We start from the raw sequence: 12689 nt of genomic DNA on the forward strand, positions 1-12689 counted from the left end.
AAAATGAACGAAAAATCACAAAAAAAAGACGCAGGATCTCGGAAGAGGGATTCTGCGTCTTTTGCGTCATTTCTGGATGGGACTACTTCAGGTGATTTCTGATTTAGTCCATTATTGAACTGCTTATCTTACAAGTTTGCAAATTTTTCTAATAGACGAATCATTTGGCAAGTGAAGCCATATTCATTGTCATACCAAGCGACTGTTTTGACTAATTGGAAATCACCAGCTGTGGTCACTTCGGTTTGAGTCGGGTCAAAGATTGAACCAGCTGTTGTACCAATCACATCGCCAGACACGATTTCACGATCATCGTAGCCGAAAGAAGGATTATCAACGGTATGTTTTTTAATCGCTTCATTGACTTCATCAGCAGTAACTTTTGTCTTCAAGATAGAGACAAGTTCTGTTAATGAACCGTCTACGACTGGCACGCGTTGCGCATGTCCTTGTAATTTCCCTTGCAGTTCAGGAATCACTAGACCGATTGCTTTGGCTGCACCTGTTGAATGGGGAATCGTGTTATCGGCAGCAGAACGAGCGGCACGGAGATTACCACCTTTGACGGGTCCATCTAACAACATTTGTGTTGAAGTGTAGGCGTGAACCGTCGTCATTGTGCCGACTTCAATGCCAAATTCATTATTTAAGAAATAAGCCATTGGTGCTAAGCAGTTAGTGGTACAAGAGCCTGCGGAAATAATTTTATCTTCTTTATCGAGCGTATCATCATTGACATTATAAACGATAGTTTTCATCGCACCGGCTGGAGCTGAAATAACCACGCGTTTTACACCAGCATCCAAATGTGCTTGCGTTTTTTCTTCAGAGGTATAAAAACCAGTACATTCTAACACGATATCGACGCCGTTTTCTTTAACCCAAGGAATTTTACTTGCATCAGGTTCTGCATAAACGCGGGTTGTTTCACCATCGACAACGATTGAATCGTCAGTCGCTGTAACGGTACCAGGATAAGTGCCGTGAGTGGAGTCAAATTGTAATAAATGTGCTAACATCGTAGGGCTAGTCAAGTCATTAATTGCCACAACTTCAATATCATCAGAGACTTCTTTGATGCGACGAAATGCTAAACGACCAATTCGGCCAAAACCATTAATACCTACTTTTACTGTCATACAAATACTTCCTCCTTTATATAGATAAACTGCTGTGTATTTGTAGGAAAAACCTATCTTTTTACCCAGATTTTCGCTACACTAATAGTGTGCGCTCGTTTGATTTGTTTGTCAAAAGATTCACCTTTCAAAATGAGGAGAGAACCTGCGCCAATTCAATCGTACATAAACTTAAAAATTCTAAACGCGATAAAAGCGATAGAAAAAGGAAGGGATAATTATGTCAATTAGAGTAGTTGAGGAACTTCAATCAAATTATGAACAACTAAAAAGAGAACAGCAGTGGACCTTAAGTAAACAGTTGGCCTATGTTTTAGCAAGAGGATTTGTTGGGAGTACGTATCCTTTTTCAGGTGAACTGTACCAAGAAACCAAGCAACGCCTAAAATCAAAATTGAATTTATTTAATAATTTTACGAGTCCAGTTAGAGAGTCGATTATTTGTTTATTAATGACGCATAACCAAACGTCAGATCAGGCATTAGATGAATTATTATATGACTATGAGCAAATTGTTAATGGCGGTTTCCGTCGGTCACAGTATACCTATTTTGCAGCCTATCTTTTACAATTTACACCAACTAATCAGAAGGTGGCGACGATTGAGCGAGGCAAAGAAATTTATGAGGCTATCCGTGAACGTCATCCATTTTTGACTGGGCAAGAGGATGCGCCGATTGCTTTGTCGTTAGCACAAAATAGTCAACTGCAGCCGTTTTCTGTCGACGCTATTTCTGATTGCATGGAACAATTCTATGTCGGTATGAATCGGATTGGCTTTGCTAAAGGCGATGAATTACAATTTGCGGCAGGCACTGCGGTTCAGCTATTTCAAGGATACAACGAGTCGATTATTCAAGAGATGGCCCAAATCATTGAGGATTTTAGAGATGCACGTCTACCTTTCAGACGAGAAACTTATGCTAGCATCGTCTTTCTAACTTTTTTATCAACCCAAAAATCGCTTAATTTTCAGCGACTTTTAGATTTGTTCGATGAGATTAGTGAGACGTGTCAATTAGGCTTTTATAAAAATTTACGGACTTCTCTAGCTGTCAGTCTATTTATTGGGGAAGAACTGAAGGAATTTAGTCAGGAAGAAATCGAATCATTGTCTCTCAACATGAATTTCTTAATCATCCAGCAAGAGATTTCAGCAATGATTGCAACAACAGCTGTCGTTGCCGCTTCATCTTCTAATAATTAATCAGTAAATGAGCAGAAAACATAGACAAAAGACGATTTCACGGCTAAAATAAAAGAGGCTTTTGTTTATTGTGGAGATTCATGTAGTCAAGTAACAAAATAGGAGGACGAAAATATGTCCATGTTTTTAGATCAAGTAACAATCGACGTTAAAGCCGGTAAGGGTGGCGACGGAATGGTTGCCTTCCGTAGAGAAAAATATGTCCCAGATGGTGGGCCAGCCGGTGGTGATGGTGGACACGGTGGTGCAGTCATTTTAGTTGTCGATGAAGGCTTACGGACCTTAATGGATTTCCGTTTTAATCGTCATTTCCGAGCACAACCTGGTGAAAATGGTATGAGTAAAGGCATGCACGGTCGTGGCTCAGAAGATACGTATGTCAAGGTGCCACCAGGTACAACGGTGCGCGATGCTGAGACAGATGCTTTATTAGGTGACCTAATTGAAAATGGTCAGACGCTAGTTGTTGCCCAAGGTGGTCGCGGCGGACGAGGCAATACTCGTTTTGCTTCACCAAGAAATCCAGCACCTGAAATTGCTGAAAACGGCGAACCAGGGATGGAACGAAAAATTGAATTAGAATTGAAAGTTTTAGCGGATGTCGGTTTAGTTGGCTTCCCATCAGTTGGAAAATCAACACTACTTTCTGTGATTTCTTCTGCTCGTCCAAAGATTGGTGCCTATCATTTTACAACCTTAGTGCCTAACTTAGGCATGGTTGCTACCAGCGATGGCCGCAGTTTTGCTGCAGCTGACCTGCCTGGTTTGATTGAAGGAGCTTCTCAAGGTGTCGGACTAGGCACGCAATTCTTACGCCATATTGAACGTACGCGAGTAATTTTACACGTGATCGATATGAGTGGGATGGAAGGGCGCGATCCTTACGATGATTACTTAGCGATTAATCACGAATTAGCGACGCATAATTTACGTTTATTAGAACGTCCACAAATTATTGTCGCAAATAAAATGGATATGCCAGACGCTGAAGAAAACTTAAAATTATTTAAGGAAAAATTAGCAGCTGAAAAAGAAGATGAGTTTGCGGAAGACATGCTTGTATTCCCAATCTCAGGCGTGACTAGACAAGGGATTGAGCCCTTATTAAATGCAACGGCTGATCTATTAGAAGTCACACCAGAATTCTTATTGTATGATGAGGAAATCGAGGATGAAACAGTTCTGTATGGCTTTACCGCTGAAGGACCTGAATTCACCATCGACCGTGATCCAGACGCGACTTGGGTTCTGACCGGCGCGAAGATCGAAAAATTATTTGATATGACCAACTTTGATCACGATGAAACAGTCATGCGTTTTGCCCGTCAATTGCGTGGTATGGGTGTTGATGAAGCCCTACGTGCAAGAGGCGCCAAAGATGGCGACTTAGTTCGTATCGGCGAGTTCGAATTTGAATTCGTTGACTAGACAATTATCAATAGAGCACCGAGCCTTTATTTTAAAGGTTCGGTGTTTTTAATATTAGTTAGGTTTTCAAATATTTTTCCAGGGGGTTGTCAAACCAAAATATGTGTGTTAATCTGAATGGGTAGTCAACACTTCACAGCTTCACGGAAGGGAGGACTTGAAAATGAGAGTGCAAATGCGCTTATCGACAGAAGCAAGAATAATTCTACAAGAAGCTAAGCTAGAGTATCTACGATCAGGAATTACAAAAAGTTCGGGCGACGTTCTCGACGATCTGTTTTCTTTGTATAAAGATCGAGTCTACGATATTGATTGGGAGCTGGTTAGGAATAATCCAAGCTATGATGGTATATTGGCCGATTACACATCCGTTAACCCGACCACTCTCAATTTGAATAATGCTACTATAGAGACGATAGAAATGTTTAGAAAATTTTTCAATACAGAACCTGCTTTGAAAATAAAGCGGACTGTCTACAGATCTTATATTATTCGAATGGTGTTAAAGGCATATATATTAGAAAAAGAAAAAAAACAGAATATTAGAAAATAATTTGGTCAATTATTTTCTAATTTTGTAGATAAATAGGTAGTCAAAATTTAACTACCTCCACCCTTTTGGGTAGTCAAAATTTAACGGAATTTCTTGGGATAAAAATAAAAAATGAGGAGAAAATATAATGAAAATATTATCGTGGAACATCAATTGCCGATCATCAGTGAGAAGGAAAATACCTGATTTAGTCATTGAATCAATTGCTGCAAAAAATCCTGATGTTTTTTGCCTTAATGAATTTGTGAAGGGAGTAAACTATCGGGAATTCATTGATAGGTTAAGCAAATTGGGATATGAAGCCTTTGTAGATCCTCGAACAACTGGATGCTCAGGAAATGAAATTCTGATAGCTGTAAAAAGGGAACATGCGGTAATGACTGAAAGTTTTGTAATTAATAATGATCACAAAAACCCTAATTTTCTGCACGTAGCAATAACTAGAAAAAATGAGGAAAAAATTAATTTAATCGGTGTCAGAATTAAAATTTTGTCCCCTGAGAAAAATTTATCAAAGGATGAAAAAGAGAAATTTCAAATTAAAGAAGCTAAAGAGCGTATGTGCCAATTGAATAATTTAGTGAGTTATTTAGAAAAATTAGAGGGACAACAAATTTACGCGATTGGTGACTGGAACAATTATTATTATGATGATAATTCTAAAATTGATACTTGGAAGTCAGACGATACATACTTACAAAATTATTACAGCTATCCTTTATTAGTCAGTAAAATGGCAACCCTCGGCCTTACAAATTATACTCCGCAAGGATATTCTTGGCTAAATAAAAGTGTAAGATCTAAAAAAAAATATATAAGGAATGATCATGTCTTTTCCAATGCTAATGTATCTGATCTTAACTACTGTTGGGCGTTTACAAATTCTATTAATTATATACCTGATGAGGTTGGCTACCCGGACCATGCTATGTTGCTCTTTACAGCACACTAAACTGCTAAAAACTTTGAAAATATTATTGGTGAAGAGACGATTACACAATAACTAAGGAAGAAACAGAAAATCAAAGTATATTGAGATTTGAAAACTAAAATTGGGGGATATAGAGTAAAAATTAAATGAATCAAAACGGTTCATGATTGACATATAGGACTTCTACACTATCCAAAAGATAGATTTTATTCTCACATACTCTATTTGTTAGGATCTAAGAATAGCCTGTCTATGAACATATAAAAATAGGGGCAAAAAAACTAGCTAATATTATGGACAAAAGAAAATACGCTTAAAACTTAATACTAATCAATACACTAAAAGAAAATAAAGGAGTGTTGTTCATTGAATAAGGTTACTATTATATCACGTAAGAAATTTGGCGAATGGATCCCACCAGTTGAAAAAAAAGATGTAGTAGCAATCAGAATAGGTGATCAAGTTCCAGTTAAAGATACTGCCACAAAACGCTATTTAGATACCTTATCATTAGCTTTTTATGATGACTGGGATTTTGCAGATAAAATTGATCGTAATACACCGGTCGGGAGTAACCGATTTACAGAAAAAGATAAAACAACTGTAGACAGTTTTATTGATAAATATGCTGATAAATACTTCGTTTTACATTGTGAACAAGGCATTAGTCGCAGCCCAGCTATCGGGTACTATATATTGAAAAAACTTGGCTTTATTGAGGAACTCAATAACAAGAAAAAAAGTGGACTTTTTCTGCCTAATATCGAGGTATATGGGGTTCTGATTGGTAAGCCCTATACTGAAAGTACGGCTACTGAATTAAGAACTGAAATAAAATCCCTAGAGTGACGAGAAGGAGAACACAATGACCAAAGTGCTGTTAGTTGGTGATTTACATCTAAAATCAAAAGTAATATTACCCATTGTTGAGGAGACAATAGAACAATATGAAGTAGAACAGGTAGTCATGCTTGGAGATTATTTGGATGATTGGAACTGTTCACAGGACTCCCAACTATATTGGGAGGAATTGACGTTTCTAGTTAGATGGAAAAATAAAATAGAAAGATCTGGAGTGAAAGTAGTGACTTTGTTGGGGAATCATGATGCCCCATATTTAACTGGTGAGCTAAGAAACTATTCCTTAAATAAAGCTTTTGATATAGATTCTAAGAAGCTAAGTATAGATGATGTTATTTCCGACAAGTTAATGGAATTAGGTGTACAAATAGCATATCAGCTGGATGATTTCTTAGTGTCGCATGCTGGCTACCACCAAGGACAGCCGCTTGAAAAATGGCATCTAAGAAAGCTAACATTAAGTGATCTTGATCTTCGAAATGTTAAAGAGTTAGAAAATAGAATCAGTACATATCGGGGGGGATACAGTTTAAATCCGAGTCCTCTTTGGACAGATTTTTATGAGCTGATTGAGTTCTGCAACCCTAAATACCCTAAACAAATTGTCGGGCATACCCCACAAAAACACATTGTATTAAAAACTAATTCCCAAATACCATATCAATTAATTGATATAGACACCTTTAGTTTATCAACTAAAGCAACTTACCCTTATTACGAATTTAAAGGGAATGGTGATTTACTTTTTTATCATGATGGTGAACTAAGTATAATAAATACTCGCTGGAGGAATAAAGAAACCTTAGAGAAAGTCCACTTTCAGCGTGGAAGATAGGAGGAAAAGTATGAAGACTCTTTTAGTAGGTGACATCCATCTTAAGGCTCAAATAATACTCCCGATGGTAGAACAAAAAATCCGCCACCTTTCTTGTTATCGTGTCATTCTGTTAGGGGACTATATGGATGCATACAATCAGAATAGAAATATCTCTTTATACATGGATGAATTAGACTATATACTGATGTGGCAGTCTAAGATGCAGGTATTAGGGGTAGAGGTGATAACATTAATGGGGAACCACGATGCACCATACTTAATTAATCAACCTAAAATGTTTTCTATACGTGATGCAGATGGATTTATAAGGGTCAAGAAAAAGTTACTGAAATTAAAATTACAAATAGCTTTTTTGCTAGATGAGTATGTAGTAAGTCACGCTGGCTATACTCAAGACTATGATTTAGAAGACTGGCACCTAACGATATTAAATGAAAATACTTTAGAAAAAGTTGATTGGCTAGATAAGCATGTTGGAGCTTCACGAGGGGGAGAATACTTATCAGGAAGTCCCTTGTGGGCTGATTTCGAGCAAGAATTATGTATGTTCCCTAATCCAAACTATCCTAAACAAATTGTTGGCCATACACCTCAAAGACAGATCCACATCATGGAAAAATCTAATTTTTCAATTGCCGGAATAGATACTTTCCAAGTAACGCCTATAAAGACAGCCCCTTATTATGAATTATTTGGAAATGGAGAAATTTTACTGTATGAAAATGATACTTTATGTCCTGTAGATCTTGATTGGGAAAATGAGAGTGTCATAAAAAAGATTGACTCGAATTTTTATCGGAGTGGACGAATTGCTGTCGTGGGAGGTATAATATTTGATTTTGAGAAATGGTCAGTTACAGTTAATAAAAAAGAATTTTTACTTACTAATGAAGAATTTGATATTTTTGTTTATTTATTTGAAAGAGAAGGAAAAGAAGTCCTCGAAAAGGATTTGGAAACAGAAATATTATATAAATATGAAAAAATTGATTCTGTGAACGACGTGATTTTTAGGCTGAATTCTAAGATTCAGTCAGTGGTTATATCTCCCGGTAATAAGTTTACTTTCAGGCTTAAGTGATGGGAAGTCTAACTACTCTTTTGCAATACATTAAAGGAAATGCATCGTAATAGACTATGCAAGTCTGTTAATTAATGAATTACAGTTACGCCTTTAGCAGTTCAAAAGAGATACGAAACTCAGATAGTTAAATAATGCTAGGAACTTACAGTTGTATTTCCTCAACGATAGACAGTAAGGCTGCTGATCTATTGTTGAGGAAAACCGCCATTAAGAAATCAATTCGAATATCTGAAGAGTAGTTTAATCGTTAATTGAGGTTCAAACCTGATGAGGTTTATAATGCTAATAGTGATGAAATAGTCGGTAACAGAAATTACAAGAAAGTGAGATGAATTTCCTAAATGAATAAACGACAACGGAAAAAATGTGCAAAAAATATGCAGTTGCTCGAAGTACGTACATTTGTCACAAATGAAGAATCTTTTAGAAAAGTAAATCAAGCAATAAATCCTATACTTAGAAATATTGGTATTACGGATATCAAAGAATCAATTTGGCAAGATGTTGACCCTATTTTAGGGGTGGTGCTTTTTGGTCAATTTGTTGGAATTAAGCTCGGATATGAACTTGATGAGATTGCCTATACAGAGTTGAATTCATTAGCTTTAAAATCTGCTCATGCAATCTACGATGCTTTAGATGGTCAAGAAGATATTTCTATTGATTTAAGCTTCACAAATCCTTCGAGCTATCGTACGACAACTAAAAACTTCAAATATATTCCTGAAACTTAATCAGATGAGGTTGTTGAGGTCTATTGATTGATGATGCTATGTTTATTGCTATTCAAGAATTTGGTAGTCACTCAATGACAAATGATATTGATGACCCGGGAAATTTTTATTGATGTAATTGCACAAGAACCAATATGAAGAGAGAGTATCTTTTCTCGAAAGATAACAGAAAAAGTTTTGTTCTATAGAACTTTAACAACTAAAATTAGGGAGCATAAAAAATTATTGGAGTGTGTGAAATGGATAATATTGTTAACGATGATAAAGAAGGCGAATATGTATTTGTTACAGACTCTGGCAGTATATATACTTTGATAATTAACCATAATAAAGAGAAATGGCTAGAGAGGAATAATGGAGATGGATCATTATCTCTCAGAAGAGATAATGAAAGAATCTTTATCCAATCAATTGTCCGTTTAGAGGTTGGAAAGTCAGCAGTATTTCTACTGGAACCTTTGGGATTAGGAAATGTAACAACACGTGTCACTACGGAAGTTATAGATATTACAATGAAAGAAAATTTCTTTGATATCGGTGATTAAGTCGTCGAAGGAATAAGTAAATAAAAACCTGATGTAGAATTTTTTGACTTAACAAGAGTTTGAAAATAAACTATTCAGACATTTGATATTAGTACCTTTTATGAATTTTATTGGAAAGATAATATTGATTTTAAAAATAAGTAAACAAAATTTTGGCATAACTCAGACTGTACTACCGGGAAATTTTGGTAAAGAAAGATAGCAAATCATTGGAAAATTTAATTTTTCTTTTTTTATAGGAGAGCTTCCAAGGAAATCTGCAATTGATAGAGATAGGGCATATTAGTTAAACAGCAGAATTAATAGAAAATCGCCTAACCAGCCCTTAACTTATTAGAATAGCAGTCAGGCTTATAAAACTATTCAGAATAGCTTAATATAAGATAATTCTCATAGTCGGTCTGTATCAATTTTAAATTGAGCGTTTTAAAAACAAAGCGCCGAAAGAAGCATTAGAGAGATCGTATACTAAAATGGGTTAACAACATTTAAAATAGGAGGTATAAATTGGATTTTTTACGAAGAGTTATTAAAAATTATTTAAATCGTATTCCATTTAAAAAGATAGAACGGAAATATACTGGACAAAAAACGCCAATTTATATAGAGCTTTATGATGTGTGGGTCGTTGATACAGATTGGGGAGTAGAATGTGGAGATATTAATTACATTATGAGTGAATTTACTAGAAGTGGTGTTTATTATCAATTTACTACAAAACGGAATCCGCGTGTTGAAGATGCTGACCATGAACATAATTTTAATGACGTACTTTACGCTGTAGCGGATGATCCAGAAAATTTCTCCTACAAACCATTTGAGAAAGAGTATTCAACACAAGAAATCATGTACATTGAAGCTATTTTAGCGAAATATCGGGAAATTAGCTTAAAAAAGAGGGGATAACATGCCAATGATATATGCAATGAGTGATATTCATGGGTGTCATGAAGCTATGCTTAAATCTCTTGATATGATTTATCTAGAACCCCTTGATCATTTGGTTTTTGTTGGAGATTATGTAGATGGTGGGGATAAGTCTTTTCAAGTTTTAACCACAATTATGAACTTTGAAAAAGAATTTCCCCAACAAGTAACTGTACTCTGGGGAAACCATGATGAATGGTTAAGTAATTGGTTGTTTTCTGAAGACCAAGGAATAAATTCATACGCTTGTTCGGTAGGCTTTAAAACAGTAAGCAGTTTTTTTTCTGAAGCTGAAATAGAAGAGATTATAGCATCAATTTCTCAGTTTCTTAGAATTCAAGATAGATTAGTAGCACTGAATGACTTGTTCCGCAAAAGGATAGTTCAAGATACTAGATTTACAGAATTACTTGAATGGATAAAGAATAAATCTAATGCACAGAGATATTTTGAAACTGAAAACCAAATTTTTGTACATGCAGGGATTGATGAAGAGCTTGGAGAATATTGGAAGGTAGGAACCGCAGATTACCTTTTCACAAGAAAATTTCCGGCAACAACAGGATCATTTTATAAAGACATAATAAGTGGACATATATATTCTGATACGGTAGCAAGAGATAAGAGTTATCTAGGTTCGGTGTATTGGGATGGATATAATCACTTTTTTATTGATGGAAATACAATCAAGAGTGGTATTGTACCTATATTAAAATACGATATTGAAACTTATAATTACAGTTCCTTTAATATTTCAAGGGATACGTGGGAAGAATGTATAAGATAGATTAGGTAACTTCTCTTTGTTTACCAGCATTGGACTATATAAAAAATCAAATTTTAGTTATCAAAGAATTTTTATTAAAGCTTATAACACCATCTGCAATCGTAACATCAGTTGAAATACGTGTCTCTTCCTTGAAATATTTAGAAACTAAATTTGAAGGCTTGGAGATTTCAATTAAATACCAAATACGATTTTATTCAATTTGATAGATTTCTATAGATAAATATATACTTAGCCACTAAAATTGTTAAGGGATGAATACATGGCAACCTTTATTATTTCTGATGTTCATGGAGAATATCAAAAATTACTCGAAATATTAGATAAAATTCATTTCAATGATGCTGATACATTGTATCTACTTGGTGATATGATAGATAGAGGCAAACAATCGTTGAAAATTTTACAGTTTGCAATGAAGCATTCTAATGTAATTACTATTATGGGAAATCATGAATATATGGCAATAGGTCCACTTACTTGGTTATATTACAATGATCTTCAAAATTTTGAAGATATGAATGTTGACATAAAAGAACAATTTATTGAATGGTTAAATGTAGGGGGAAAGTCAACCATAGATGAATACCAATTATTAGCAAAAAATGAGCAAAATGAAATTTTAATTTATTTGAATGAACTTCTACAATACAAAGAATTAGAGATTAACGGAAATAATTTTGTTTTAGTTCACGCAGGGATAGATAATTTTTCTCCGGTAAAAGAATTATCTGAATACAAGCTCGAAGAATTAATATTTAATAAACCTTTTTACTATTTGAAATATTTTGAAAATAAATTTTTAGTTACATGACATACTCCTACAAGATACATCATAGAAGAGGAATTGAATCTTCCGAGTGGAATCGTGGATAGAGGAAATCATAAGTATGACAAAATATTCAAAAAAAATAACCATATTGCAATTGACTGTGGATGTGGTTACGGTGGTACGCTCAGTGCAATTAGACTAGATGATTTGGAAGAATTCTATGTTCGATGAATTTTGAAGGTTAATTTCATTTTTTTGTTTATGTTATTACATCAACAATCCTGATATTAAGTTGTTTATTATGAAGAATAAAGACTTTTAGAATATCAGTAAGTGTTTTAGTCATAAAGTTTTGAATAGATATAAAATGCCTTAGACGTCCTTTAAAATATCTAGTAGTGTGGAAACTATTTGGGTTAATAGAGCAGCACTAATAATTTTGAACAATTGAAAGTGAATAAATAATCTATCACTTTCTGCTCCTTCTATTATTTTACTCCTTTAAATGTACGAAAATCGACTTACTCAATAAAGAGTAAGTCGATTTTCGTTATTTTATGTGGGATAAGCTGTTTTCTAAAATGCATGTACGACCCGCAAGTTGGTTTATTTTGAATGCGTCGTCTTTATATTTAATTGATGCAATAGTGCTTTGGTGAGTACCGATAGTATGGATTATATAAATCAACCTAAACATGCTATTGGATAGGCTACAATTAACTAGACAGAAAAATTAAGGTGTGTAGACTAGAAGAAAACATACCAGGAGGAATTTTTATGTCTAAGAGAACACGAAGAACTTTTTCACAAGAATTCAAGCAACAAATCGTCAATCTTTACTTAGCTGGAAAGCCACGTGTAGAAATCATTCGAGAATATGAAC

General features: G+C 34.8%; 14 protein-coding genes. 13 read left to right on the forward strand and 1 reads right to left on the reverse strand.

The window, feature by feature from the left end:
• Window positions 1–128: 128 nt before the first annotated feature.
• The gene (gene gap / locus BAU15_RS10585; RefSeq protein WP_161842714.1) at window positions 129–1139 is read right to left on the reverse strand and encodes a type I glyceraldehyde-3-phosphate dehydrogenase; all 1011 of its coding nucleotides are present in this window, start codon (window positions 1137–1139) and stop codon (window positions 129–131) included.
• A gap of 220 nt (window positions 1140–1359) precedes the next feature.
• Between gap and BAU15_RS10590 the strand changes: the two genes are divergently transcribed.
• The 13 genes from BAU15_RS10590 to BAU15_RS15950 all read left to right on the forward strand — a co-directional run.
• Window positions 1360–2346, forward strand: a complete 987-nt coding sequence (locus BAU15_RS10590) for a DUF4003 family protein (protein ID WP_161842715.1) — start codon at window positions 1360–1362, stop codon at window positions 2344–2346.
• A gap of 114 nt (window positions 2347–2460) precedes the next feature.
• Window positions 2461–3774 carry a GTPase ObgE gene (obgE, locus tag BAU15_RS10595; RefSeq protein ID WP_161842716.1) on the forward strand — a complete coding sequence of 438 codons (1314 nt, stop codon included), beginning with the start codon at window positions 2461–2463 and terminating at the stop codon, window positions 3772–3774.
• Window positions 3775–3937: 163 nt separating this feature from the next.
• On the forward strand, window positions 3938–4327 hold the full coding sequence (locus BAU15_RS10600) for a hypothetical protein (protein ID WP_237580180.1): 390 nt from the start codon (window positions 3938–3940) through the stop codon (window positions 4325–4327).
• Between the two features lie 127 nt (window positions 4328–4454).
• A complete protein-coding gene (locus BAU15_RS10605) occupies window positions 4455–5279 on the forward strand; it encodes an endonuclease/exonuclease/phosphatase family protein (RefSeq protein ID WP_161842717.1) in 825 nt (274 codons plus the stop codon).
• A gap of 345 nt (window positions 5280–5624) precedes the next feature.
• Window positions 5625–6107, forward strand: a complete 483-nt coding sequence (locus BAU15_RS10610; RefSeq protein ID WP_161842718.1) for a protein-tyrosine phosphatase family protein — start codon at window positions 5625–5627, stop codon at window positions 6105–6107.
• 16 nt (window positions 6108–6123) lie between these two features.
• Window positions 6124–6954, forward strand: a complete 831-nt coding sequence (locus tag BAU15_RS10615) for a metallophosphoesterase family protein (protein ID WP_161842719.1) — start codon at window positions 6124–6126, stop codon at window positions 6952–6954.
• A 10-nt stretch (window positions 6955–6964) separates the two neighbouring features.
• Complete coding sequence (locus BAU15_RS10620) at window positions 6965–8038, forward strand: metallophosphoesterase (RefSeq protein ID WP_161842720.1); 1074 nt, start codon at window positions 6965–6967, stop codon at window positions 8036–8038.
• 344 nt (window positions 8039–8382) lie between these two features.
• Window positions 8383–8775 (forward strand): hypothetical protein, encoded by a 393-nt coding sequence (locus BAU15_RS10625; protein ID WP_161842721.1) that lies wholly within the window; start codon window positions 8383–8385, stop codon window positions 8773–8775.
• Window positions 8776–9014: 239 nt separating this feature from the next.
• The gene (locus tag BAU15_RS10630; RefSeq protein WP_161842722.1) at window positions 9015–9320 is read left to right on the forward strand and encodes a hypothetical protein; all 306 of its coding nucleotides are present in this window, start codon (window positions 9015–9017) and stop codon (window positions 9318–9320) included.
• Between the two features lie 507 nt (window positions 9321–9827).
• Window positions 9828–10226 carry a hypothetical protein gene (locus tag BAU15_RS10635; protein ID WP_161842723.1) on the forward strand — a complete coding sequence of 133 codons (399 nt, stop codon included), beginning with the start codon at window positions 9828–9830 and terminating at the stop codon, window positions 10224–10226.
• Between the two features lies 1 nt (window position 10227).
• A complete protein-coding gene (locus BAU15_RS10640; protein WP_161842724.1) occupies window positions 10228–11034 on the forward strand; it encodes a metallophosphoesterase in 807 nt (268 codons plus the stop codon).
• 262 nt (window positions 11035–11296) lie between these two features.
• Window positions 11297–11848, forward strand: a complete 552-nt coding sequence (locus BAU15_RS10645; protein ID WP_161842725.1) for a metallophosphoesterase — start codon at window positions 11297–11299, stop codon at window positions 11846–11848.
• A 735-nt stretch (window positions 11849–12583) separates the two neighbouring features.
• On the forward strand, window positions 12584–12689 hold a 106-nt coding region (locus BAU15_RS15950; RefSeq protein WP_046668824.1), incomplete at its 3' end, for a transposase.

This window comes from Candidatus Enterococcus huntleyi, assembly GCF_009933175.1.
Lineage (GTDB): Bacteria > Bacillota > Bacilli > Lactobacillales > Enterococcaceae > Enterococcus_K > Enterococcus_K huntleyi.

Excerpts from the sequence above, each read along its gene's own strand:
- BAU15_RS10625 (WP_161842721.1), top strand. The coding sequence starts at position 8,383 with ATGAATAAACGACAACGGAAAAAATGTGCAAAAAATATGCAGTTGCTC.
- BAU15_RS10620 (WP_161842720.1), top strand. The coding sequence starts at position 6,965 with ATGAAGACTCTTTTAGTAGGTGACATCCATCTTAAGGCTCAAATAATA.
- BAU15_RS10605 (WP_161842717.1), top strand. The coding sequence starts at position 4,455 with ATGAAAATATTATCGTGGAACATCAATTGCCGATCATCAGTGAGAAGG.
- obgE (WP_161842716.1), top strand. The coding sequence starts at position 2,461 with ATGTCCATGTTTTTAGATCAAGTAACAATCGACGTTAAAGCCGGTAAG.
- gap (WP_161842714.1), bottom strand. The coding sequence starts at position 1,139 with ATGACAGTAAAAGTAGGTATTAATGGTTTTGGCCGAATTGGTCGTTTA.
- BAU15_RS10645 (WP_161842725.1), top strand. The coding sequence starts at position 11,297 with ATGGCAACCTTTATTATTTCTGATGTTCATGGAGAATATCAAAAATTA.
- BAU15_RS10640 (WP_161842724.1), top strand. The coding sequence starts at position 10,228 with ATGCCAATGATATATGCAATGAGTGATATTCATGGGTGTCATGAAGCT.
- BAU15_RS10630 (WP_161842722.1), top strand. The coding sequence starts at position 9,015 with ATGGATAATATTGTTAACGATGATAAAGAAGGCGAATATGTATTTGTT.
- BAU15_RS10600 (WP_237580180.1), top strand. The coding sequence starts at position 3,938 with ATGAGAGTGCAAATGCGCTTATCGACAGAAGCAAGAATAATTCTACAA.
- BAU15_RS10590 (WP_161842715.1), top strand. The coding sequence starts at position 1,360 with ATGTCAATTAGAGTAGTTGAGGAACTTCAATCAAATTATGAACAACTA.
- BAU15_RS10615 (WP_161842719.1), top strand. The coding sequence starts at position 6,124 with ATGACCAAAGTGCTGTTAGTTGGTGATTTACATCTAAAATCAAAAGTA.